This window comes from Xylophilus sp., from assembly GCA_009914555.1.
In the GTDB taxonomy this organism is placed as follows: Bacteria; Pseudomonadota; Gammaproteobacteria; order Burkholderiales; family Burkholderiaceae_C; genus WNDY01.
On sequence record WNDY01000060.1, the window covers coordinates 1 to 22,833 of the forward strand.

Consider the following 22,833-nt stretch of genomic DNA (forward strand, 5'->3'; position numbering starts at 1 on the left):
TTGTACAACCAGCAACTGCCGCAGTCAGCGCTGGGCAGCAAGACGCCCATGCAGGCCATGAAGAACTGGTATCAGACTCACCCGCATCTGTTCCATAAGCGGCTATATGATCGTCCGGGATGCGACAGGTAGGTCTGCTCCGCCGTGCTCTTGTTGATGTTCACCTTTTCGTAGCCGGACCAACGCCCGCCCAGTACGAAGCGCAGCGGCCCATAGACCTGCAGGCTGTTGTAGGCATAGATGCCGTATTGGCGCGAGGTATCCGTCAGGCTTTCAGCGACCGAGCCGGTGGTCAGCGTCAGCAGAGATGGGTCAAAGGTGCTCCAGTGGATGGTGGAAAGCCCGCCGGGGTAGTTTGCGGTCGTATAGCGCTGATAGTAATCGGCATCGGTGTTCACATAATCCGCGCCGAAAACGGCCCTGTATTCATGGCCCCACAGCGTGGTGTCGCCGCGGATGTTGAAATCCAGCGCCACGGCTTCGGATTTCCAGGTGTTGGCCCTGGGGCTGAAGTAATACGTGCCGCTGCTGGTCAGCGGATCGGCCGCGCCATAGTAAAAATCCGCCGCCGTATAGCCATTGGAGCGGGTGTAGGAGGCATTCAGCCTGCCCTTCCATGCGGAGTTGAAACGCTGCTCCAGGCTGGCGAATACGTTGATGGATTCGCTATTTCTCTTGGCATCTGCCGTATAGCCGGTGCTGCGGGAAATGCGCAGCGGGTCGCCATTGCTGTAGCGCGGAAAGCTCGGTGCCGTATCCCATCCTGTGCCGCCTGCCTTGTCGTAGCTTATGCCGGTGGTCAGCAGGGTGTCGCGGCTTAGGTCGGCCTCCAAGATGCCGTACAGCGTGGTGTATTTGCGGGGCGCGTTGTCGTAGAACTTTTCCGTGTCGTTGTACGAGGCCACGGCGCGCCCGCGCAAGCTGCCGGCCTGGTTGAGCGGCCCGCTCACGTCCACCGTGCCCAGGTAGTTATTCCAGGAGCCGGCCGAGACAGTGGTCTTGAGCTGGTAGCGGTCGGTGGGCCGTTTGCGCACGAGGTTGATGCTGCCGCTGGGCGCACCGTTGCCGGAGAACAGGGCGTCCGGCCCGCGCAGCAACTGCACGCTGTCGTATTTTTCCAGCCCGGTGCTGAAGGAGGAATCGCCGCTGCCGTTGAAGAAGTTCTTGGTTGAAGAACCGTCGATGGTGAGGTTGGTCAGGCTGTACCCGCGCAGGTAATAGCTGTCGCTGCCCCAGCCGCCTGCGTTGGGGCTGAACGTCACGCCCGGCAGTTGCTCCAGCGCCTCGTCCAGCCGCGTGATGCGCTGGTCGTCCAGTTGCTGGCGGGCCATGAGGGAGATGGAACGGGGTATGTCCTTGAGCCGCTGTTCCAGCTTGCTGCCGGCGGCTACAGCCTGGGCAGTATAGGAATCGGTGTTCTCCGTCGTCGCCCGGCTGCGCTCGGCCTCGGCGGTCACGGTGACTTCGCGCAGATCCCCGGCGCCGGCGTCGCCTGCGCGCTGCACGGTGATGACGCCGCTCTCCAGCGAGCCCACGAGCCCGCTGCCGGCCAGCAGCCGCAGCAGCGCCTGCTGCGCCGTGAACGGGCCCGCGACGGCTGGCGCGGTCTTGTCGGCCAGCAGCGCGGGCGCGGCCACCAGGGTAGTGCCGGTCTGGCGCGCCAGCTCGGCCAGGGCCTGCGACAGCGGCTGTGCCGCGATACGGATGGCTGCAACGGCCGGTGCCGGCTGGGCCAGCACCGGCGGCTGCGCCGCGCCCAAGGCGAGGCAAGCGGCCAGCGCCCCCGGCGCGAGGGCAAGGTGCCTGTCGGGGCGGGGGCGGCGGTCGAGTGGGCGGCGGTAGGCGCGCATGGGTTCCTTCCTCGTGAAATCAGTCTCACTTCGGATGACGGATGACCCAGGCCGATCCTGACGTGGTCCCTTTCGTTTTTTTGTCGCCCGCGCTCAGTGCCGGCTGGCGACGATTTCCAGGCCATCCCCACGCCGCTCCAGCCGCACCGGCAGCACCTGCGGCAGCGCGTGCACAAAGGCGGCGGTGTTGCGCAGGTCGACGCTGGCGGTGACCGGCAGGCTGCCGGCGGCCGGGTCGCGCAGGCGCACGCCGATGTCGCCGTAGCGGCCGGTCTCGGCCAGCACCTCGGCCAGCGGCACGCCATCGAAGCTCAGGCGGCGGCCGCGCCAGGCGCCGATGGCCTCGGCCGCCACCGGCGCGACGGCGCCCAGGCGGCCCCTGGCGTCGGCCGCCACGGTCTGGCCGGCGGCGAGTTCGACAGCCGCCGCATCGCCTTCGCCGACCACCCGCACCCGGCCTTCGATCACGGCGACCTGCACGGTCCGGCTGCCCATCGATGGCGTGTAGCGCACGCTGAACTTCGTACCCACGACGGTGATGCGGGCGGCGCCTGCCAGCACGTCGAAGGGCCGGGCACGGTCGGGCTGCACCTGGAACAGCGCCTGGCCTTCGGGCAGGCGCACCTCGCGGCGGCGGCGGTAGAGCGTCACGCCGGCCTCGGTGGCGGTGTCGAGCACGAGGCTGCTGCCGTCGGGCAGGGCCACGTCCAGGCTCTGGCCGCGCGCGGTGGCGTAGTGGCGGCTGAACACGGGCTGGTTCTGCCAGTGGCTCCAGTCGAGCCAGCCGCCGCCCAGGACGGCCAGCGCAGCCACCGCGGCGGCGGCATGCATCCGGCGGCGGCGCAGGGAGTGGGGAGTATGCTCTGTAAGCGGGCTACCCACGGACGCGCTGGCATGGCTATTTGGGGAGTATATGGTGGAGGCGTCGATGGCGATGCCGGCGCGCATGCGTGCGTGGCCGGCGGGCGGTATCTCGTCGATGGCGGCCCAGGCGCCGGCCATGTCCTCGTAGGCGGCCCGGTGGGCGGGGTCGGCGTCGAGCCAGTCCTGCAGAGCGGCCCGCGCGCCGGCGTCGAGGCCGTCGCCGGCGCGCACCGTCCAGCGCAGCGCTTGCAGCTCCACCGGCGAGAGTTCGCCGAGCAGCGCTTCGCCGTCGTCGTTCGCGTCGGGGGCGGGCGTGTTCGGGGCGTTCATGCGTGCGGCTGGCTGTGGGCGGATCAGGCGCCGCCCCGGCCCACGAGCGCGGCGGCGCGGTGCGAGCGCTCGTCGCCCAGGGCCTTGCGGCAGGCGGCGACGGCCAGCATGACATGGCGCTCGACCATGTTGACGCTGATGCCCATGCGCCGCGCGACTTCCGCCTGCGGCAGCCCGTCGAGGCGGTGCAGCACGAAGGCCTGGCGGCAGCGCAGCGGCAGGGCCTCGATGGCGCGCATGAGCAGGAGCACGCGCTGGCGCGCGGCGTAGCGCACTTCGGGCTCGTTGGAGGCCGGGCCGGGCAGTCCGTGCAGCAGCTCTTCGTCGCCGGTGTGGTCGCGCACCCGCAGCTGGCGGTGGCGGTCGATGAGCAGGTTGCGCGCGACCTCGTAGAGCAGGGCGCGCAGGTTGTCGATGCGCTCGCCGGCCGCCATCCTCGCCAGCACGCGGCCGAAGGTCTCCTGCGCGAGGTCCTGCGCCTCGTGCGCGTCCTTCACCGCGCGGGTGAAGTGTCTCAGCAATTCGTCATTGAACCGCGCGTCCACGGCGCCTCCCCGGCCAGTATCGGAAATCGGATGGGTTGCCCGCCCGGTGGCTGCGAGGTGTGGCGGCGGCTGGACCCTGGGTGCGGCAGGTGCGGGGCGCCGCATTCTACCGGCGGAGCGCCGCGCCTTTGCGCTAAGGTGCGTGGATGCGAACCTCCTTCCTCCACCTCGGCTGGCGCGCGCTCTGGCGCGACCTGCGTGCAGGCGAGCTGCGCCTGCTGGTCGTCGCGGTCGTGCTGGCCGTGGCCGCGCTGACTTCGGTGGGCTTCTTCGCCGACCGGCTTCAGGGCGGCCTGCAGCGCGACGCGCTGCAGCTGCTCGGCGGCGACGCGGTCGTCGTCAGCGACAACCCGGCGCCGCCGGCCTTCGGCGAACGCGCAAAGGCGCTGGGCCTGCGCACGGTGACGACGCTGGGCTTTGCGACGATGGCGCGCGCCGACGACGCGCACGGCGGCGCCAGCCGGCTCGTGGCGCTGAAGGCGGTGGAGCCCGGCTATCCGCTGCGCGGCAGCCTGCGGGTGGCCGCGGCGCCGGGCGCGGCGGAGGAGGCCGCGCAGGGCGTCCCGGCGCGCGGCGAAGCCTGGGTGGACGCGCCGGTGCTGGAGGCGCTGGGCCTCAAGGTGGGCGACCGGCTGCTGCTGGGCGATGCGGCCCTGCGCATCGCCCGCGTGATCGTGCTGGAGCCCGACCGCGGCGCGGGCTTCCTGAGCTTCGCGCCGCGCGTGATGATCCAGCGCGGCGACCTCGGCGCCACCGGCCTGGTGCAGCCGGCGAGCCGCATCACCTGGCGCATGGCGGTGGCGGGCGGGGAGGCGCCGGCGCGCGAATTCGCCGGATGGGCGCAGGCGGAGGCGGCGAAGCCGCAGGTGCGCGGCGTGCGCATCGAGACGCTCGACAGCGGCCGGCCCGAGATGCGGCAGACGCTGGAGAGGGCGCGGAAATTCCTCAACCTCGTGGCGCTGCTGGCCGCGCTGCTGTCGGCCGTGGCAGTGGCGCTGGCCGCGCGCGGCTTCGCGGCGGCGCACCTGGACGACTGCGCGATGCTGCGGGTGCTGGGCCTGCCGCAGCGCAGGATCGCGCTGGCCTATGGCGTGGAGTTCGGCGCGGCGGGGCTGTTCGCCAGCGGTGCCGGCGTGGCGCTCGGCTATGCGGTGCACCACATCTTCGTCTGGCTGCTGGCCGGGCTGGTCGAATCGAGCCTGCCGGCGCCGAGCCCCTGGCCGGTGGCCTTCGGCATCGGCATGGGGCTCTCGCTGCTCGCGGCCTTCGGGCTGCCGCCGGTGCTGCAGCTGGCGCAGGTGCCGCCGCTGCGCGTGATCCGGCGCGACGTGGGCGCGCTCAAGCCGGCGTCGCTCGTGGTGCTGGGCGTGGGCGTGACCGGCTTTGCCGCGCTGCTGCTGGGCGTGAGCAGCGACATTAGGCTTGGCCTGATCGCCGTCGGCGGCTTCGCCGGCGCGGTCGTGCTGTTCGCCGCACTGGCATGGCTGGCCGTGGCGGTGCTGCGCCGCGGCGTGAACGAATCGACCGCGCCGCGCTGGCTGGTGCTGGCCACGCGGCAGATCGCGGCGCGGCCGGTGTATGCGGTGGTGCAGGTGTCGAGCCTCGCGGTCGGCCTGCTGGCGCTGGTGCTGCTGGTGCTGCTGCGCACCGACCTCGTGGCGAGCTGGCGCCAGGCCACACCGCCCGATGCGCCCGACCGCTTCGTCATCAACGTGCTGCCGGACCAGGCCGAGGCGTGCCAGCAGCAGCTCCGGGCGGCCGGCGTGGCGAAGTACGACTGGTATCCGATGATCCGCGGCCGCCTGGTCGCGGTGAACGACCGGCCGGTGACCGGCGAGGACTATCCCGACGAACGCGCGCGCCGCCTGGTGGAGCGGGAGTTCAACCTGTCCAACGCCGAGCAGGCGCCGCCGCACAACACCATCGAGGCCGGCCGCTGGACGGCCGGCGCGGCCGGCGAGGCCAGCGTCGAATCGGGCCTGGCCGAGACCCTGGGCCTCAAGCTCGGCGACGTGCTGACCTTCGACATCGCCGGTGTGCAGACCACCTCGCGCATCACCTCGCTGCGCAAGGTCGACTGGAGTTCGATGCATGCCAACTTCTTCGTGATGTTCAGCGTGGCGCGGCTGCCCGAGGAACTGCCGGTGACCTACCTCGCGGCCTACCGGGCGCCGGCCGCGCCGGGCTTCGACAACGCGCTGGTGCGGGCCTTTCCGAACATCACCAGCGTGGACATGGGCGAGACGCTGCTGCAGCTGCAGCGCGTGCTCGACCAGGTGATCCGCGCAGTGGAGTTCCTGTTCGTGTTCACGCTGGCCGCGGGCCTGGTCGTGCTGTTCGCGGCGGTGACGGCCACGCGCGAGGAGCGGGCGCGCGAGTTCGCGATCATGCGGGCCGTGGGCGCTCAGGCCCGGCTGCTGCGCCAGGTGCAGCGCGCCGAGCTGGTCGGCGTGGGGCTGCTGGCGGGCTTTCTGGCCAGTGTGGCGGCCGTGGCGGTCGGCTGGGCGCTGGCGCGCTATGTGTTCGACTTCACCTGGACCGCCTCTCCGTGGGTGCCGCTGGCCGGCGCGGCCGCGGGCGGTGTGCTGGCGCTCGCGGCGGGCTGGTGGGGGCTGCGCGAGGTGCTGCGGCGGCCGGTGGTCGATACGCTGCGCCAGGCAGTGGATTAGGAGTATGAGCCCGATGCGGGCTTACCCGAAGCGCTAGAAAGAAGAGTGGGAGGGAGTATGTGCGATCTGCTGGAAAAGTCGTTCAGATTTGACCCACTGAAGAATGCGCAACGCGGCCGGACGCGGCCTGCCGCTCGCGCGGGCGGCGGAGTTCGATTTCGAGACGGCTGTCATCGAGCAGGACGTTCGCCGGTCCTGTCCGGAAGTCCGTTTCGTGGCGGCAGGATTTCTGCATGCGCCGCCGCGGCCCGCAGAAGGCACCGACCAACAAGGTGCCGACGACGATCCGCATCGATGCCGGCCTCGAAGCCGGCCGCCTGTAAACGAACGGCTCAGAGCACCGCGTCGCGCAGCTGCGGGAACACCTTGCCGACCTTGCCGAGCAGGTAGTCGCCGTAGGTGCCGTCGAAGGCGTGGACATTCGCGCCGTCCCAGCGCGCGGCGCTGTCGTCCTCGGGCGCGGGCAGGCCGGCGATCGGCTGCACCCGCGCGTCGAAGGCCGGATCGAAGAACACCGGGAACGACAGCCGGTCGCGCCCCGCGGTGTTGCGGCGCACCCGGTGCGGCGTGGAGCGGTAGAGGCCGCCGGTCATGCGGTCGAGCATGTCGCCGATGTTGATGACGAAGGTGCCGGGGACCGGCGGCGCCTCGATCCAGCCGCCGCGCGTCTTTACCTGCAGGCCGCCCCCGTCGTCCTGCAGCAGCAGGGTGAGCAGGCCGTAGTCGGTGTGCTCGCCCACGCCCCAGATGTCGCCGGCCTGCGCGTCGAGCGCCTGCGGCAGCGGCTGGGCCGGGTAGTTGAAGATGCGGAACAGCACCAGCGGGTCGCCGGTGTAGCGCGCCGCGAACCAGTCCGCGGGCAGGCCCAGGCTCAGCGCGATGCCTTCCATGAGCCGGTGGCCGAGCGCGGTGAGCGCCGCCAGGTAGTCGAGGATCGCCTCGCGCAGGCCCGCCACGTCGGGGAACAGGTTGCGGCCGTGCACCGGCCAGCGCGCCTGCACGCGCGGGTCGTCGTCGGGCAGTTCGGTGCCGAGGTAGAGGCCCTCCTTCCAGTCGGGCCGGCCGGAGGTCAGCTCGCCGCCCGCGGGGAAGTAGCCGCGCCAGGCGCGGCCGCCCAGCGCCATGCGCCAGCGCAGCTTGGTCGCCGTGTCGAGCGCGAAGAACGCGCGGCTGCGGTTTTCCAGCCGCGCGACCAGGTCGGCCGGCACGCCGTGGCCCTGCACGTAGAAGAAGCCGTGGGCGCGGCAGGCCGCGCCGATGCGGCGCGCGGCCTCGGCGCGGCCCGGCGTGCCGGCCACCAGGGTGGATACGTCGATCAGGGGCAGGGTGGTCGTGGTCGTCATGGCGGTGTGGCGGCCGCGCGGGCCGCAGTGTGGGCGCGTGCGACGCGGCGCTCCAGCCCGTAGGCCAGGCGCGACAGCCCGAAGCACAGCGCGAAGTAGGTCAGGCCCAGCACGGCATAGACCTCGGCCGGCCGCGTGACCACCTGGGTGTTGATCTGCGAGGTGATGAACGACACCTCCGCCAGCCCGATGATGTAGCCCAGCGAGGTCTCCTTGATGGTCGAGGCGAACTGGTTGACCAGCGAAGGCAGCATGGCGCGCAGCGCCTGCGGCAGCACGACGAGGCGCATGGTGCCCGGCCAGCGCAGGCCCAGCGAGCGGGCCGCGTCCACCTGCCCGCGCGGCAGGCCCCGGATGCCGGTGCGCACGATCTCGGCCAGGTAGGCCGCGTCGAACACCACCAGCGCGGCCAGCATGGTGCCGAACTGGCTGGTCTTGTGGCCGGTCACACTCGGCAGGAAGAAGTAGGCCCAGAACACCACCATGAGCAGCGGCGTGCCGCGCACCACGAACACCAGCGCCGTGACCGGCCAGCGCAGTGCGCGCCATGGCGACACCCGCGCGAGGCCCAGCAGCAGGCCCAGCGGCAGCGCCAGCGCCAGCCCGGCCGCCGCCAGCAGCACGGTGAGCGCCAACCCGCCGAGCGGGCCGTCGGGGTACTGGCCCACGAGGAAGTAGAGCCAGTAGGTGTCGACCAGTTCGCTGATGCTCATCGCGCGATCCGCACCGGCCAGCGCCGCTGCGCGCCGGCCGCCAGCAGCGTGATCGCCAGCGACAGGCCAAGGTACGACGCGGTGGCGAAGGCGAAGGCCTCGAAGCTGCGGAAGCTTGCGCTCTCGACCTGCCCGGCCTGGTACATCAGCTCGGCCACGCCGACCACGGTGGCCAGGCTGGTGTTCTTCCAGAGGTTGAGCGTCTGCGAGATCAGCGGCGGCAGCGTGATGCGCACCGCCTGCGGCAGGACCACGAAGCGCATGGCGGCCAGGTAGCCCAGTCCCAGCGCGCGGGCCGCCTCGGCCTGCGCCGCCGGGACCGCGCGGATGCCGCTGCGGATGTCCTCGGCCATGTAGGCGCCGGTGTAGAGCGCGAGCGCGATCACCGCGCTGACCGCCTCGACGTTGCCCGCATAGAGGCTGCGCCGGATGCCTTCGGGCAGCAGCTCGGGTGCGCCGAAGTACCAGAACAGCAGGTGGGCCAGCAGCGGGACGTTGCGGATCGCCTCCACATACGCGAAGCCCGCGGCGCGCAGCGCCTTCCACGGCGACAGCCGCAGCAGCGCCACCGCGATGCCGATGGGCAGCGCCAGCGCGAAGGCCGCGGCCAGCAGCTGCAGCGACACGGCCAGGCCGTGCAGCAGCATGTCGTGGTAGCGGCCGTGCAGCAGCAGCGAAAGGTCGAAGCCCATGGTATGGCGTGCTCAGAACGTGCGAACGGCCCGGGCGATGCGCGCGGGCCGTTCGGGGGTGGTGAAGGCAGCGCTGCCGTCAGCCGTCGATCCTGTCGGTGTCGATCTTGAAATCGCGGGTCTGGAAGCCCGAGGCCGTGGCCGGGCCGTACCACTTGAGGAAGATCTTCTGCGCCTCGCCGGACTGCTCCAGCTCGCGCAGCGTGTCGTCCACCACCTTCTTCAGCGCCGCCTCGCCCTTCTTGATGCCGATGGCCAGCGCCTCGGTGCTGAGGTTGTCCTTGAGCACGAGGTAGTCGGCCTTCTTCGGGCCCAGCTTGGCGACCGAGCGCAGCAGCGCCGCCTCGTCGTCGACATAGCCGATGCCCTTGCCCTGCTGCAGCGCCTGGAAGGCCTGCTGGCTGGTGTCGAAGGTGACCACCTCGGCCGTGGGAACGGCCTTTTTGATGTTGGGCTCCTGCGTGCCGCCGCGGATGGTCAGCACCTTCTTGCCGGCGAGCTGGGCGATGTCGGTCACGCCGCTGTCCTTGCGCACCACGGCCTTCTGGCCGGTGACGAAGGTGGTCAGCGAGAAGTCGATCTGCGCCTCGCGCTCCTTGTTGTGGGTCAGGCCCGCGGCCACCAGGTCCACATGGCCCTGCTGCAGCTCGGGGATGCGCGCGGCCACGGCGATCTGCCTGAGCACCGGCTTGACGCCGATCTTCTTCGCGATGGCGTTGACCAGATCGACCTCGTAGCCGACGATCTTGCGGGTCTTGGGGTCGACGAAGGTCGCGGGCTCGTCGGTGCCGAGCACGCCGACGACGAGTTCGCCCTTCTTCTGGATGTCGGCCAGCTGGTCGGCCCGGGCCGCGGTGCCCAGCAGGGCGAAGGCGGCGGCGGCCGCCGCGGCGGCGAGTGTGCGCATGCGCATCGGTGGTCCTCTCGTCTGTCGTTATCGATGTCGGGCGGAAAGCAAGGAGGGCCGGAAGCATGGCGCGGGCGTGCCCCCATCGAAAACACCCGCGGTCATGACGTCCGACCCTCGACGTGAAAGTTACCAACTGCGGCCGTTCAGGCGAACGATGGGATTCAGATAAATTCATTACATTTGCGCGCATGCAGATCGAAGAAAAGCCGCCGTTTGACACCCCATTCGCCTGGATCGGCGGCGAGGAGCGCGTGCGCGCCCTGGCCGACCGCTTCTACGACCTGATGGATCTGGAGCCCGCGTACCGGGAACTGCGCGCCGCGCACGGCCCGTCGCTCGACGGTGCGCGCGACAAGCTGTTCTGGTTCCTCTGCGGCTGGCTCGGCGGCCCGCAGCACTACCAGGACCGCTTCGGCCATCCGCGGCTGCGCATGCGCCACATGCCTTTTTCCATCGGCATCCAGGAGCGCGACCAGTGGCTGGCCTGCATGGACCAGGCGATGGGCGAGACCGGCGTGCCCGAGGCGCTGCGCGCGCGGCTGCGGCAGAGCTTCTTCCAGACGGCCGACTGGATGGTGAACCAGAGCGCGGTCATCCGAAAGCTGCCGTGACCGCAGAGCCGCTTCGCCATACCGTGTTTGGGTGATGGCCCGGCCGGGCGCCGGCACATAGGATGAGCTGCCCGCTTCGGCCTGCGCCGACCGGCGCCCCCAACGACTGCCTGCCCGCGCCATGCCCGCCCATCCGACCTTCCTGAACAAAATCCAGACCCTCGCAGTCTTCGCCGCTCTCAAGACCACCCACCGGCACCTGGACCGCGGCTACAGCCTCGCGGATACGGCCTCGTTCATGCAGGACCACGTCTCGGCGAGGCGGGAATGGCGCGTGGCCTCCTACCAGGACTACCGCCGGGTGCGGGACCACTGGAATCCCTCGCGCGCCGCCGGCTGGGTGGACGACATCGTTCCGGCCGACGCGGCGCGGCGGCAGGCGCGGCCGATGCTCGGCAACCACCGGCGGGCCAATCCCCGGGCGCTCGAGCCTGCCACGGCCTGGCAGGGCGGCCACGTGCAGGGGGCCGCACTGTCGTCCGCGGCCCGCCATGCCCCCACGCGCCAGAGCACCCGCCCCGTCACCGGCAGCGAATGGTCCCGCTATCTGGCGCCGGGCACGGCCTTCGACCTGCTCGTACAGGAGCTTTTCGCGCGCAACCAGGGCCTGGAACTGATGTTCGTCCGCCGCGCCGGCGACCTGCCGCACCTCGAGCGCATTGAAATGGGCATGTACGACCGCTGGCAGACGATCTGGCAGAGCGCGTAGGCGGATGGGGGTGTATAAGCCGGAAACGCTCTGTTGAAGGGCACTATGTGGATGTACACCTGTGGGTATGCGGATCGCAGGCGGGCTGCAGCAGCAGCACCACGGCGCCTGCGCCGCCTTCGGCCGGCCGGGCCTGCACGAAGGCCAGCACCTCGCTCTTCTGCACCAGCCAGCGCAGCACCCGGCCCTTGAGCACCGGCGCGCGGCCCGGCGAGCCCAGGCCCTTGCCGTGCACCACGCGCAGGCAGCGCAGGCCGGCGCGGTGCGATTCGCGGATGAAGGCGCCGAGCGCCTCGCGCGCCTCGTCGATGCGCAGGCCGTGCAGGTCGAGCTGGCGCTGGATGCTCCACTGGCCGCCGCGCAGGCGGCGCACCACGTCCGGGTCCACGCCGGGGCGGCGGTAGCTCAGCGCCTCGTCGGTGTCGAGCAGCGTGGTCACGTCGAACTCGTCGCTCAGCAGCTCGTGCAGCACGGCCTGCTCGTCCTGCAGGCGCTGAAAAGGCAGCGGCTCGGGCGGCTCGGTGCGCGGCCAGCGGCGGTCGGCCTGGTGCGCGGGCAGCGGGCGCACGGGGCCGACGGCGTCCTGGAACAGCGTGCGCTCGGCGCGGGCGCGCCGCTCGGCCTCGCGCCGCTGCTCGCGTTCGCGGGCTTCGCGCGCGGCGGCGTCGGCCAGCGCGCGGCGCAGGGGGCCGAGGTCGTCGAAGGATCTGATGGTGCGCTGGGCCGTCATACCAGCCCGTGCCGCGCCATCGAGAAGCTCGCGCCGCGGCAGACGATGATGTGGTCCACCACGCGCACGTCCACCAGCGCGAGCGCCGCCTTGAGCGTCTGCGTCAGCGCCTCGTCGGCGCGCGAGGGCTCGGTCGATCCGCTTGGATGGTTGTGGGCCAGCACGACCGCGGCCGCATGGTGGTGCAGGGCGCGCAGCACCACCTCGCGCGGATAGACCGAAGCCTGCGTCAGCGTGCCGCGGAAGAGTTCCTCCATCGCCAGCAGCCGGTTGCGCGCGTCGAGGAAGAGCACGGCGAACACCTCGTGCGGCAGGGCCGCCAGGTGCAGATGCAGGTAATGCTCGACCGCGTCGGGCGCGCTGAAGATCTCGCGTTCTTCGAGCTGCTGGGCCAGCGCGCGGCGGGCCAGTTCGACCACGGCGGCCAGTTCGGCGCGCTTGGCCGGGCCGCCGAGGCCCTTGACGCGCCTGAGGTCGTCGACGCCTGTGTGCAGCAGGCCGGCGATGCCGCCGAAGGTGTCGAGCAGCTCCTGCGCCAGCTGCAGCACGCCCTTGCCGGCCAGCCCCGTGCGCAGCAGCAGGGCCAGCAGCTCGGTGTCGGACAGCGCGGACGGGCCGCGGGCCAGCAGCTTCTCGCGCGGGCGGGCGTCGGGCGGGAGGTTCTTCAAGGGCACGGGCGGGAAACGGAGGGGCGGACCGCGGAAAGCGCCCGCCGCAGCGAAGGGCAGGTCCGGCTTTCTACAATACGGGCAGTTTATCGGGACTTCCATGACCTCTTCCCCCACGGCTGCGGCCACCGTCCAGCCCGGCTCGTTCCTGACCCTGCACTACCGCCTGGCCGGCCCGGCGGGCGACATCATCAACACCTTCGACGACAAGCCGGCCACGCTGTCGCTCGGCACCGGCGAGCTGTCGCCGGCCGTCGAGCAGCGCCTGCTCGGCCTGGCCGAGGGTGCGCGCGCCAGGTTCGAGATCCCGGCCGGCGAGGCCTTCGGCGGGCGCAACGCCGACATGCAGCAGTGGGTGGCCCGCCGTCTGCTGGCCGAGATCGGCGATCCGGACGAGCAGTACCACGTCGGCGATGTGGTGCAGTTCCCCACGCCCGACGGGCTGGGCAGCTACGCCGGCGCGGTGATCGAGGTGTCGGAGACGGCCGTGCGCTTCGACTTCAACCACCCGCTCGCGGGCCAGCCGGTGGTGTTCGAGGCTCTCATCATCGGGGTCCTGTGACCATGGCCGAAGTCGATGCCGCCCAGCGCGAAGTGGTCCTGGCCGAGCCGCGCGGCTTCTGCGCCGGCGTGGATCGGGCCATCGAGATCGTCGAGCGGGCGCTGCAGAAGTTCGGCGCGCCGGTCTACGTGCGCCACGAGATCGTGCACAACACCTATGTGGTCAATGACCTCAAATCGAAAGGCGCGGTCTTCATCGAGGAACTCGACGACGTGCCGCCCGGCGCGACGCTGGTCTTCAGCGCCCATGGCGTGAGCCGCGCGGTGCAGCAGGAGGCGAAGGCGCGCGGCGTCTCGGTCTTCGATGCCACCTGCCCGCTGGTGACCAAGGTGCATGTCGAGGTGGCCAAGCTCGCGAAAGAGGGCTACGAGTTCATCATGATCGGCCACAAGGGGCATCCCGAGGTCGAGGGCACGATGGGCCAGCGCGACTGCGGCATCCACCTGGTGGAGGACGTGGCCGACGTGGCCCGCGTGCAGCCGGCGCAGAGCGAGAAGCTGGCCGTGGTCACGCAGACCACGCTGTCGGTGGACGACGCGGCCGAGATCACTGCCGCCGTGCGGGCGCGCTTCCCGCGGGTGCGCGAGCCCAAGCAGCAGGACATCTGCTACGCCACGCAGAACCGGCAGGACGCCGTCAAGGTGCTCAGCGGCCAGGTCGACGTGGTCATCGTGGTCGGCAGCCCGACCAGTTCCAACAGCAACCGGCTGGCCGAGCTGGCCCGCAAGCTCGGCACCGAGAGCCACATGGTCGACAGTGCCGATGAACTGCGCCCCGAATGGGTCGAGGGCCGCGCGCGCGTGGGCCTGACGGCCGGCGCCTCGGCGCCCGAAATCCTGGTGCGCCAGGTGGTGGAGCGGCTGCGCTCCTTCGGCGTGGTGGCGCTGCGGCGCATGGACGGCATCGAAGAGACGGTCAAGTTCCCGCTGCCCAAGGGGCTGAAGCTGGACGCGGCCACCGGCCTCGCGCTCACCGAACGCAGGCCGGAGACCGGGCGCTGAGGACTACGATCGGCGGCATGCCCGACGACGACATCGCCACCCGCCTGATCCACCATCCCTACGTGCCGCCGGCCGGCTTCGCCGCGCCGCAGCCCGGCGTGTCCAAGGCCTCCACGGTCTTCTTCGCCGACACGGCCGCGCTGCGCGCGCGCCGCTGGCACAGCCGCGCCGGCTACACCTATGGCCTGCACGGCACGCCGACCACATTCACGCTGGAGGAACGGCTGGCCACGCTCGAAGGCGGCACGCAGTGTCTGCTCGCGCCCTCGGGGCTGGCGGCGATCGCGCTGGTGTCGCTGTCGCTGCTGCGCCAGGGCGACGAGGTGCTGGTTCCCGACAACGCCTACGGCCCGACCAAGGCCCTGGTCCAGGGCGAACTCGCGCACTGGGGCATCGGCCACCGGTTCTATGACGCGGCCGATCCGCAGGACTTGGCGCGGTGCATCGGCTTGGCGACAAAGCTCGTCTGGCTGGAGGCGCCGGGCTCGGTCACGCTGGAGTTTCCGGACCTGCCGGCGCTCGCCGCGCTGTGCCGGCAACGCGGCGTCACCACGGCACTGGACAACACCTGGGGCGCCGGCCTGGCCTTCGCACCGTTCGACCTGCGGCGCAGCGGCGCGGGCGTCGACATCTCGGTGCAGGCGCTGACCAAGTACGCCAGCGGCGGCGGCGACGTGCTCATGGGCAGCGTGGTCACGCGCGACGAGCGGCTGCACCAGCGCCTGCGCGGCACCCACATGCGGCTGGGCCTGGGCGTGGGCGGCGGCGACGTGGAGGCGCTGCTGCGCTCGCTGCCCACGCTGGCCCTGCGCTACCGCGCGCACGACGCCGCGGCGCGCGAACTGGCTCGCTGGCTGTCCGTGCAGCCCGGCATTGCGAGGGTGCTGCATCCCGCGCTGGCAGGCAGCCCGGGCCATGCGCACTGGCGCGCGCTGTGCGCGCCGGACGGCGGCGAGGGCCTGGCCGCGGGCCTGTTCTCGGCCGTGTTCGACGCCCGCTTCGGCCCGGCCGACGTGGACGCCTTCTGCGACCGGCTGCGGCGCTTTCGCATCGGCTACTCCTGGGGCGGGCCGGTCAGCCTGGCCGTGCCGTACGACATCCCGTCCATGCGCACGGCCTCGGTCACCGCGTGGCCGCATGCAGGCGCATTGGTGCGCTTTTCGGTCGGCCTGGCCCAGGCGCTGGCAGGGTTGCCGGCCTGAGAAGCGGCGCCGGCATCGCGTAAAGTGAGGCGTCAGACAGACTTTTCGGAGCGCCTATGGCCACACCCAACTACGGATTCGAGAAACGCCAGCGCGAGCAGGAAAAGAAGCGCAAGAAGGAGGAAAAGCTCCGCGCGAAGGCGGAGCGCAAGAGCGGCGCGGGCGCACCCGAGGACGGTGCGCTGGAGCCGGACGAAACCGAAGAGGGCGCCGCCCAGCCGCCGGTGGCCGGAGGCGCCCAGGGCTGACGCCCCGGCAGCGGGCTCAGGGATAGAGCCCGCGCTCCTGGCGTGCCGCCAGGATGCGTTCGCAGGCCACCGCGAAGGTCGCGGTGCGCAGGCCGATCCCGTGCCGGTCGGCCGTGTCCCAGATGTGGTTGAGCGCGTTGACCATGATGCGGTCGAGCCGCACGTTGATCTCGTCCTCGTCCCAGAAATAGCTCGAGAAGTCCTGCACCCACTCGAAGTAGCTGACGGTCACGCCGCCGGCGTTGCAGATCACGTCGGGCACCACGAGCACGCCGCGGCCGGCCAGGATGTCGTCGGCCTCGGGAACCGTCGGGCCGTTGGCGCCTTCCAGCACCAGTTTCGCCGTGATCCTGCGGGCCCGCTCGGCCGTGACCTGGCCTTCCAGCGCGGCCGGAATCAGGATGTCGGCCTCCACGTCCCAGAAGGCTTCTTCGGCGATGTGCTCGCCACCGGCGAAGGCGGCCACGCCGTCCTTGCGGGCGATCGGCACCAGCGCGGCCAGGTCCAGGCCGCTGCCGTTGAAGACCGTGCCCGTGTGGTCCTGCACCGCGACCACGACGGCGCCGGCCTCGGCGAAGAGTTCCGCCGCCACCGAGCCCACGTTGCCGAAGCCCTGCACCGCCACGCGCGCGCCGCGCAAGTCCAGCCCGGTACGGCGTGCGGCCTCGCGGCCGGTCACGAACACGCCGCGGCCGGTGGCCTTCACGCGGCCCAGCGAGCCGCCCAGGTGGATCGGCTTGCCGGTCACCACGCCGGTGGCGGTGGCGCCGCTGTTGATGGAATAGGTGTCCATCATCCAGGCCATGATCTCGGCGTTGGTGTTCACATCGGGCGCAGGTATGTCCTGCTGCGGACCGATGACGATGCCGATCTCGCTGGTGTAGCGGCGGGTGAGGCGCTCCAGTTCCTTGCGCGAGAGCTGGCACGGATCGACCCGGATGCCGCCCTTGGCGCCGCCGTAGGGCAGGTTGACCGCGGCGCACTTGACCGTCATCCAGGCCGACAGGGCCATCACCTCTTCGAGCGTGACGTCGGGGTGGTAGCGCACGCCGCCCTTGCCGGGGCCGCGCGAGAGGTTGTGCTGCACGCGGTAGCCCTCGTAGTGGGCGATGGTGCCGTCGTCGAGTTCGATGGGCACGTCGACGATCAGCGCGCGCTTGGGGCGCTTGAGCGTCTCGGACCAGCGGGCCAGCGGGCCCAGGTAGGGAATGACACGGTCGACTTGGGAGAGGTAGGTGCCCCAGGCGCTGGTGGCCGTGGGATGGACGTAGGAGAGTTCGGAACTCATCGTTGCCTCGGGTGCAATGGACACGCAGCCACGATACGGTCGAGGGCACGGATGCGCCATGGGTTATGCATGGCCCGGCGGACGGCATGCGCGCTGGGCCATGCACGGCCGGCAACAGGTCATGCCGGCCGCGGTGGTTCCGAAGGGACGTGCCTTCAGTGCGCCGACTGCCGGCCGTCGTTGTCCGGTACGAGGAAAACCGGCGAGTCGGTCTTGGGCTCGACACGCACCGGGCCGCCCTTGGCCGGCAGGACGACGGTCTCGACCTCGTGCAGCACGCCGCCGCCCGAGACGCTGCCGCTGGAGGAGCCCAGGCCCGAGACGCGGGCTTCGCAGGCTGCCTTGTCCTCGCCGCCCAGCGGCGCGCAGCGGGCGATGCGGTTGTGCTCCAGCTGGCTTTCGGTCACGGTGCCAATGCGGCCACGCTTGATCTCGGCGGCCGAGTTGATGGCTTCGCGTCTGCAGGCGGCCGAGTCTTCGCTCGGACTGCAGCCCGCCGGGTGCGGCTGGGCCGTGGCCCCGTGGGCGCAGAACATCAGCAGCATGGCGGCGGCCGGCGCGGCGGCGCGGGCGAATCGGCGGGCGAGGGATGCGTTGCGGTCGGTCATGTGTGGTTCCTTCGGTGAAAGGCGTTCGATGGCTGAACTCCGAAAGCCATTCTAGGAATCCATCCTCGCAAGGTTTGCCGTCCGTCGCAGCATCCGCCCGCCGGTGCACGCCGACAGGTCTGTAGGAGGCCGGCACTGCTGGACGGTGTAACAATCCGCACCACCATTCCTCCAGGCGCCCAACCATGTCCGCCGACCACCAGCCCCACGACCTCGCGAAGCAGGCCGCCGCCCTGCTGCAAGACCTCATCGCACGCGAGACCGGCGCGCCGCTGCACCGCAGCGGCGCGGCCGAGCTCGATCGCATCCTGGCGCGCTTCGTGCCGCGAGGGCAGTCGCTGGCGGCGCCGGTGCCCGAGCCCGCCGCGCCGGCGCCTGTGCCGGTGGCCATCGAGCTGGCGCTGGGCGCCGAGGCGCGCGAGGTGACGGTGCTGCTGGCCGACCTGCGCGGCTTCACCGCGCTCACGGCCACCCAGCCGGCGCGCAGCATCGTGCGGGTGCTCAACCGCTGCCTGGACCGCATGGCGGCCGTCATCGCGCGCCACGGCGGGCACATCGACAAGTTCCTGGGCGACGCGATCCTCGTCGTCTTCGGTCTGCCGGAGCAGCAGGCCGACGATTCCTTCCGCGCGCTGGCCTGTGCCATCGAGATGCAGATCGCCATGCGCGACATCGGCCTGCTGCACCTGGCCGAGGGGCTGCCCGAGCTGTACCTGGGCGTCGGCATCAACACCGGCACGGTCGTGGCTGGGCGCTTCGGCTCCGGCGCGTACTCCGAATACACGCTGATCGGCGACGGCGTGAACCTGGTGTCGCGCATCGAGTCGTTCTGCCTGCGCGGCCAGGTGCTGATCAGCGAAGCCACCTACCGCCAGTGCGGCGATGCCGTGTCGGTGACCGAGCCGCTGGAGCTGCACGTCAAGGGCCGCAGCGAACCGGTGCAGCTGCGCGAACTCATCGCCATCCCGGGCCACGGCCTCAAGGTGCCGCGGCAGGAGTTCCGCCGCAGCCACCGGGTCGAGGTGCACCTGCCCGCGCGCCTGCGCCGGCTGCAGGGGGGCGTGCCGTCCGGGGCCGAACTGGTCGGCAGCGTACGCGACATCGGCTACCACGGCCTGCTGCTGGAGCTGGACGAGCCCCTGCCGCTGGGTACCGAGCTGCAGCTCGAGTTCGACTTCGCGCCGCTGGACCACCGCGTGGCCGGCGCACGCGGCCGCATCGTCAACGGCAAGCAGGTCGGCACCCGCCCGTTCGCCGGGCTGGAGTTCACCCACCTGGACAGCGAGTCCGACGCGAAGATCCAGGCCTGCGTGCAGTTGCTGGTGAGTTCGGCGCAGGGGGGATAACTCCAGGGGTACGACTCGCAGCCGCGCGGCGGATGGGCGGGACAGGCCGGTTGCCGCCGGCGTGGCGGGCGCGCCGGCCCGACACCGCTGCTCACGATGCCGACGCCAGAGGGATTCCATACTGCGCCGCATGGACCCCAAAAGCATCGTGCCATTCTTCCAGGCGCTGCTGGTCGCCAACCCGCATCCGACGACCGAGCTGGAGCACCGCAGCGCGTTCGAGCTGCTCGTGGCCGTGCTGTTGAGCGCGCATTCGACCGACCGCGGCGTCAACATCGCCACGCGCAAGCTCTTCGCGCTGGCGCACACGCCGCAGGCGATGGCTGCGCTCGGCGCCGAGCGCATCGCCGAATGCCTGACTTCGGTGAACCACTACCACACCAAGGCGCGCTACCTCGTCGATACCTGCCGCCTGCTCGTCGAACGCTTCGGCGGCGAGGTGCCCCGCGACATGGAATCGCTGCAGTCGCTGCCCGGCGTGGGCCGCAAGACCGCGCTCGTGGTGCTCAACACCGCCTTCGGCGAGAAGACGGTCGCGGTCGACACGCACGTGCTGCGCGTGGCCAACCGCACCGGGCTCGCGCCGGGCGCCACGCCGCTGGCGGTGGAGCGCCGGCTCATGCAGCGCGTGCCCGACGCCTTCCTGGCCCATGCGCACCATGCGCTGGTGCTGCACGGCCGCTATGTCTGCCGCGCGCAGCTGCCGCGCTGCTGGGAATGCGTGGTCGCGCGCTGGTGCGACTACGAGCCCAAGACGCCGCCGCCGGCCTAGGCGGCGAACGTCAGGCCGCCGCTGCGGCGGCCTTGGCCGCGGCCAGCGCCGTCATGTTGACGATGCGGCGCACCGTGGCCGAGGGCGTCAGGATGTGCGCCGAGGCCGCAGCGCCGAGCAGGATCGGGCCGATGGTCACGCCTTGGCCGACCGTGGTCTTGAGCACGTTGAACAGGATGTTGGCCGCATCCAGGTTCGGGCAGATCAGCACGTTGGCCGGGCCGGAGAGCGCGCTGTCGTCCACCGCCTGGCCGCGCACGACCTCGTTCAGGGCCGAGTCGCCGTGCAGTTCGCCGTCGGCCTCGATGTCGGGCGCCAGCGCCTTGAAGCGCTCGTAGGCCTCGCGCATCTTCAGTGCCGACGGGCGGGTCGAGCTGCCGTAGTTGCTGTGCGACAGGAAGGCCACCTTGGGCGGCAGGCCGAAGCGGCGCACCTCCTCGGCCGCGGCCAGGGCGATGTGGGCCAATTCCTCGGCGTTGGGCGACTCGTTGATGTAGGTGTCGGCGATGAACAGCGTGTGCTGCGGCAGCGTGAGCGCGTTGACCGCGGCGAAGCCGTGGGCACCCTTCTTCAGACCGATGATGGTGCGCACGTGCTCCAGGTGCTGGTCGTAGCGGCCGACCAGCCCGGCGATCAGCGTGTCGGCATCGCCCAGTTCGATCATCAGCGCGCCGATCAGCGTGTTGGAGCGGCGGACCGCGGCCTTGGCGGCCTCGGCGTTCACACCGTTCCTCTTCATGCGCGCGTAATAGGCTTCCCAGTAGCGGCGGAAGCGTGGATCGTCCTCGGGGTCGGTCACCTCGACGTCCTGGCCGATGCGGATGCGCAGGCCCGCCTTGGCGATGCGCGCGGCGATCACGGCCGGGCGGCCGATCAGGATCGGCTTGGCGAGGCCGTCGTCCACCGCGACCTGCACCGCGCGCAGCACGCGCTCGTCCTCGCCCTCGGCGAAGGCCACGCGCTGGAGCTTCGCCTTGGCGGCCTCGAACACCGGACGCATGAACATGCCGGTCTGGTAGACGAAGCGCGTGAGGCTCTCGCGGTAGGCCGCATAGTCCTCGATCGGCCGCGTGGCCACGCCGGATTCCTGGGCGGCGCGGGCCACGGCCGGCGCGATCTTGAGGATCAGGCGGGCGTCGAACGGCGTGGGAATCAGGTAGTCGGGGCCGAACACCAGTTCCTGGCCGGGGTAGGCGGCAGCGACCTCGTCGCTGGTCTCGGCCTTGGCCAGGTCGGCGATCTCGCGCACGCAGGCGAGCTTCATCGCCTCGGTGATCTTGGTGGCGCCGCAGTCCAGCGCGCCGCGGAAGATGTACGGGAAGCACAGGACGTTGTTGACCTGGGTCGGGTAGTCGCTGCGGCCGGTGGCGATGATGCAGTCCGGACGCACGGCCTTGGCCAGCTCGGGGCGGATCTCGGGCTCGGGATTGGCCAGCGCCAGGATGATCGGCTTGGGCGCCATGGTCTTGACCATCTCGGCCGTCAGCACGCCGGGCGCCGAGCAGCCGAGGAAGACGTCGGCGTCCCGGACCACGTCAGCCAGCGTGCGGGCCTCGGTCTTCTGGGCGTAGCGCTGCTTCGACGCATCCAGGCCGGTGCGGCCGTCGTGGATCACGCCCCTGGAGTCGACCACATGGATGTTGGCCAGCTTGACGCCCAGGCCCACCATCACGTCCAGGCAGGCGATGGCCGCGGCGCCGGCGCCCGAGACCGCGACCTTGACCTCGCCGATGGTCTTGCCCACGAGTTCCAGGCCGTTGAGCAGCGCGGCCGAGGAGATGATGGCCGTGCCGTGCTGGTCGTCGTGGAAGACCGGGATGTTGAGTCGCGCGCTGAGCTGCTTCTCGATGTAGAAGCACTCGGGCGCCTTGATGTCCTCGAGGTTGATGCCGCCGAGCGTGGGTTCGAGCGCGGCGATGATCTCCACCAGCTTGTCGGGGTCGCGCTCGGCCAGTTCGATGTCGAACACGTCCACACCGGCGAACTTCTTGAACAGGCAGCCCTTGCCCTCCATGACCGGCTTGCCTGCGAGCGGGCCGATGTCGCCCAGACCCAGCACGGCCGTGCCGTTGGTGACCACGCCGACGAGGTTGCCGCGCGAGGTGTACTCGTAGGCCGCGGCCGGGTCGGCCTGGATGTCCAGGCAGGGGTAGGCCACGCCGGGCGAATAGGCCAGGGAGAGGTCGCGCTGGTTGGACAGCGGCTTGGTTGGCGTGACCGCGATCTTGCCCTTGACGGGACTGCGGTGGCACTCGCGGGCGGCGTCGCGCAGCGCCTGTTCTGCGGCGGAAAGATCGGTCATGCGTGTCTCGGCGGTTGAGGTGGCGGAAAAAAGGGCTGCAAGCTTACTCCAGGCTTGCAGCGCAGAGCCGGCCCGCGGGGTGCCTTTTCGGCGCAGCTGCTCAGGCCGGCCTTCCGATGGCGTGGTACTCGAAGCCTTCGTCGCGCATGCGCTGCGGCGCGTAGAGGTTGCGGCCGTCGAACACCAGCGGCTGGCGCAGGGCTGCCCGCAGCTTGCCGAAGTGCGGTGTGCGGAACACCTTCCATTCGGTGACGATCACGGGGGCTGTCAGTATTTCTGTGTGTGAGGCGGTTGGTGAACTGGTTTCTGGCTGTTGATCTATCAGGCCCCTGCCAGGCCGCCGGAGGCCCCCCCGGTTGGCCCATGGACCCATGGCTCAGCCCCTCACAGGCTGCCATGCGCGTGCCTCGTGAAGCGTTCATCGTAGAGTGATCTTGCCCCTGATTTACGGACACCTATCTAAGCGACGTTGGCCAGCTCGTACTGCTCTGGGCTGAGGTAGCCCAGGGTCGAGTGCAGCCGGATCCGATTGTAGTCAACCTCAATGTAGTCAAACACATGAGCCTTGGCCTGCTCCCGTGTGGCGAGGTGTTCACCATGGATGGCCTCGACCTTCAGACTGTGGTTCCAACTCTCCATTGCTGCGTTGTCGTAGCAGTTGCCTCTGGCACTCATGCTGGCGATCAAAGCGTATTGCTCCAACAGGGCGCGGTGCTCGCGCGAGCAGTATTGGCTACCACGGCCAGTATGCACGATCACTCCCCGAGGCCGATTGCGAGCAAACAGCGCCATGCGCAGCGCGTCGCAAACCAGCGTAGCCGTCATGCGCTCAGACATCGACCAGCCCACAACCTTACGCGAATACAGGTC

23 protein-coding genes and 2 pseudogenes are annotated in these 22,833 nt (G+C 70.7%); 10 read left to right on the forward strand and 15 right to left on the reverse strand.

Translation table 11 applies throughout. The features are described 5' to 3' along the window. Positions 1-132 (forward strand): annotated as a pseudogene (locus tag GAK38_RS19585) (IS481 family transposase); the annotation flags it as partial. On the opposite strand, the gene GAK38_RS19590 reads toward GAK38_RS19585, so the two are convergent. From GAK38_RS19590 to GAK38_RS19600, 3 genes are all read right to left on the reverse strand, one after another. Continuing rightward, on the reverse strand, positions 78-1,850 hold the full coding sequence (locus tag GAK38_RS19590) for a TonB-dependent siderophore receptor (RefSeq protein WP_325346630.1): 1,773 nt from the start codon (positions 1,848-1,850) through the stop codon (positions 78-80). The pseudogene GAK38_RS19585 and the gene GAK38_RS19590 overlap by 55 nt on opposite strands. A gap of 93 nt (positions 1,851-1,943) precedes the next feature. Next, complete coding sequence (locus GAK38_RS19595; RefSeq protein WP_325346631.1) at positions 1,944-3,044, reverse strand: FecR family protein; 1,101 nt, start codon at positions 3,042-3,044, stop codon at positions 1,944-1,946. 23 nt (positions 3,045-3,067) lie between these two features. Next, the gene (locus GAK38_RS19600) at positions 3,068-3,565 is read right to left on the reverse strand and encodes an RNA polymerase sigma factor (protein ID WP_325346632.1); all 498 of its coding nucleotides are present in this window, start codon (positions 3,563-3,565) and stop codon (positions 3,068-3,070) included. A gap of 170 nt (positions 3,566-3,735) precedes the next feature. Between GAK38_RS19600 and GAK38_RS19605 the strand changes: the two genes are divergently transcribed. Beyond that, a complete protein-coding gene (locus GAK38_RS19605; RefSeq protein ID WP_325346633.1) occupies positions 3,736-6,258 on the forward strand; it encodes an ABC transporter permease in 2,523 nt (840 codons plus the stop codon). 82 nt (positions 6,259-6,340) lie between these two features. On the opposite strand, the gene GAK38_RS19610 is transcribed toward GAK38_RS19605, so the two are convergent. From GAK38_RS19610 to GAK38_RS19630, 5 genes are all read right to left on the reverse strand, one after another. After that, positions 6,341-6,550 (reverse strand): hypothetical protein, encoded by a 210-nt coding sequence (locus GAK38_RS19610; RefSeq protein ID WP_325346634.1) that lies wholly within the window; start codon positions 6,548-6,550, stop codon positions 6,341-6,343. Between the two features lie 40 nt (positions 6,551-6,590). Then, positions 6,591-7,601, reverse strand: a complete 1,011-nt coding sequence (locus GAK38_RS19615; protein ID WP_325346635.1) for an isopenicillin N synthase family dioxygenase — start codon at positions 7,599-7,601, stop codon at positions 6,591-6,593. Next, positions 7,598-8,314 carry an amino acid ABC transporter permease gene (locus tag GAK38_RS19620; RefSeq protein ID WP_443089248.1) on the reverse strand — a complete coding sequence of 239 codons (717 nt, stop codon included), beginning with the start codon at positions 8,312-8,314 and terminating at the stop codon, positions 7,598-7,600. Before GAK38_RS19620 ends, GAK38_RS19615 begins: the two co-directional genes overlap by 4 nt. Then, entirely contained in the window at positions 8,311-9,006 is a 696-nt protein-coding gene (locus GAK38_RS19625; protein ID WP_325346636.1) for an amino acid ABC transporter permease, read from the reverse strand. Before GAK38_RS19625 ends, GAK38_RS19620 begins: the two co-directional genes overlap by 4 nt. Positions 9,007-9,085: 79 nt before the next feature. Beyond that, positions 9,086-9,919 (reverse strand): ABC transporter substrate-binding protein, encoded by an 834-nt coding sequence (locus tag GAK38_RS19630; protein WP_325346637.1) that lies wholly within the window; start codon positions 9,917-9,919, stop codon positions 9,086-9,088. A gap of 185 nt (positions 9,920-10,104) precedes the next feature. On the opposite strand from GAK38_RS19630, the gene GAK38_RS19635 reads away from it, so the two are divergent. Together GAK38_RS19635 and GAK38_RS19640 are read left to right on the forward strand one after the other, a co-directional pair. Next, entirely contained in the window at positions 10,105-10,527 is a 423-nt protein-coding gene (locus GAK38_RS19635) for a group II truncated hemoglobin (RefSeq protein ID WP_325346638.1), read from the forward strand. Positions 10,528-10,648: 121 nt separating this feature from the next. After that, entirely contained in the window at positions 10,649-11,236 is a 588-nt protein-coding gene (locus GAK38_RS19640) for a hypothetical protein (RefSeq protein WP_325346639.1), read from the forward strand. A 43-nt stretch (positions 11,237-11,279) separates the two neighbouring features. Here the strand turns inward: GAK38_RS19640 and GAK38_RS19645 are convergent, their stop codons facing one another. Then, positions 11,280-11,966, reverse strand: coding sequence for a Smr/MutS family protein (locus tag GAK38_RS19645; RefSeq protein WP_325346640.1), 687 nt, complete (start codon positions 11,964-11,966; stop codon positions 11,280-11,282). Continuing rightward, positions 11,963-12,640, reverse strand: coding sequence for a RadC family protein (gene radC / locus GAK38_RS19650; RefSeq protein ID WP_325346641.1), 678 nt, complete (start codon positions 12,638-12,640; stop codon positions 11,963-11,965). The genes GAK38_RS19645 and radC overlap by 4 nt, the downstream gene beginning before the upstream one ends. Positions 12,641-12,734: 94 nt before the next feature. Between radC and GAK38_RS19655 the strand changes: the two genes are divergently transcribed. Genes GAK38_RS19655 through GAK38_RS19670 form a run of 4 tightly spaced genes read left to right on the forward strand, consistent with a single transcriptional unit; the run spans position 12,735 to position 15,647 of the window. After that, positions 12,735-13,196 (forward strand): FKBP-type peptidyl-prolyl cis-trans isomerase, encoded by a 462-nt coding sequence (locus tag GAK38_RS19655; protein WP_325346642.1) that lies wholly within the window; start codon positions 12,735-12,737, stop codon positions 13,194-13,196. Positions 13,197-13,198: 2 nt separating this feature from the next. Next, positions 13,199-14,197 carry a 4-hydroxy-3-methylbut-2-enyl diphosphate reductase gene (gene ispH, locus GAK38_RS19660; RefSeq protein ID WP_325346643.1) on the forward strand — a complete coding sequence of 333 codons (999 nt, stop codon included), beginning with the start codon at positions 13,199-13,201 and terminating at the stop codon, positions 14,195-14,197. 17 nt (positions 14,198-14,214) lie between these two features. Beyond that, complete coding sequence (locus GAK38_RS19665; RefSeq protein WP_325346644.1) at positions 14,215-15,399, forward strand: PLP-dependent transferase; 1,185 nt, start codon at positions 14,215-14,217, stop codon at positions 15,397-15,399. A 56-nt stretch (positions 15,400-15,455) separates the two neighbouring features. Further along, positions 15,456-15,647 (forward strand): hypothetical protein, encoded by a 192-nt coding sequence (locus tag GAK38_RS19670; RefSeq protein ID WP_325346645.1) that lies wholly within the window; start codon positions 15,456-15,458, stop codon positions 15,645-15,647. Positions 15,648-15,663: 16 nt separating this feature from the next. Here the strand turns inward: GAK38_RS19670 and GAK38_RS19675 are convergent, their stop codons facing one another. Then, on the reverse strand, positions 15,664-16,935 hold the full coding sequence (locus GAK38_RS19675) for a Glu/Leu/Phe/Val family dehydrogenase (protein ID WP_325346646.1): 1,272 nt from the start codon (positions 16,933-16,935) through the stop codon (positions 15,664-15,666). A gap of 155 nt (positions 16,936-17,090) precedes the next feature. Continuing rightward, positions 17,091-17,543, reverse strand: coding sequence for a hypothetical protein (locus GAK38_RS19680; RefSeq protein WP_325346647.1), 453 nt, complete (start codon positions 17,541-17,543; stop codon positions 17,091-17,093). Positions 17,544-17,728: 185 nt separating this feature from the next. On the opposite strand from GAK38_RS19680, the gene GAK38_RS19685 reads away from it, so the two are divergent. After that, complete coding sequence (locus GAK38_RS19685) at positions 17,729-18,889, forward strand: adenylate/guanylate cyclase domain-containing protein (RefSeq protein WP_325346648.1); 1,161 nt, start codon at positions 17,729-17,731, stop codon at positions 18,887-18,889. A gap of 130 nt (positions 18,890-19,019) precedes the next feature. Next, complete coding sequence (gene nth / locus GAK38_RS19690) at positions 19,020-19,661, forward strand: endonuclease III (RefSeq protein WP_325346649.1); 642 nt, start codon at positions 19,020-19,022, stop codon at positions 19,659-19,661. Positions 19,662-19,671: 10 nt separating this feature from the next. On the opposite strand, the gene GAK38_RS19695 is transcribed toward nth, so the two are convergent. From GAK38_RS19695 to GAK38_RS19705, 3 genes and pseudogenes are all read right to left on the reverse strand, one after another. After that, on the reverse strand, positions 19,672-21,963 hold the full coding sequence (locus GAK38_RS19695; RefSeq protein ID WP_325346650.1) for an NADP-dependent malic enzyme: 2,292 nt from the start codon (positions 21,961-21,963) through the stop codon (positions 19,672-19,674). 100 nt (positions 21,964-22,063) lie between these two features. Next, a pseudogene (locus GAK38_RS19700) lies at positions 22,064-22,228 on the reverse strand (UDP-glucose 6-dehydrogenase); the annotation flags it as partial. 194 nt (positions 22,229-22,422) lie between these two features. Continuing rightward, the coding region (locus GAK38_RS19705; RefSeq protein WP_325343662.1) for an IS3 family transposase at positions 22,423-22,833 on the reverse strand (411 nt) is incomplete at its 5' end.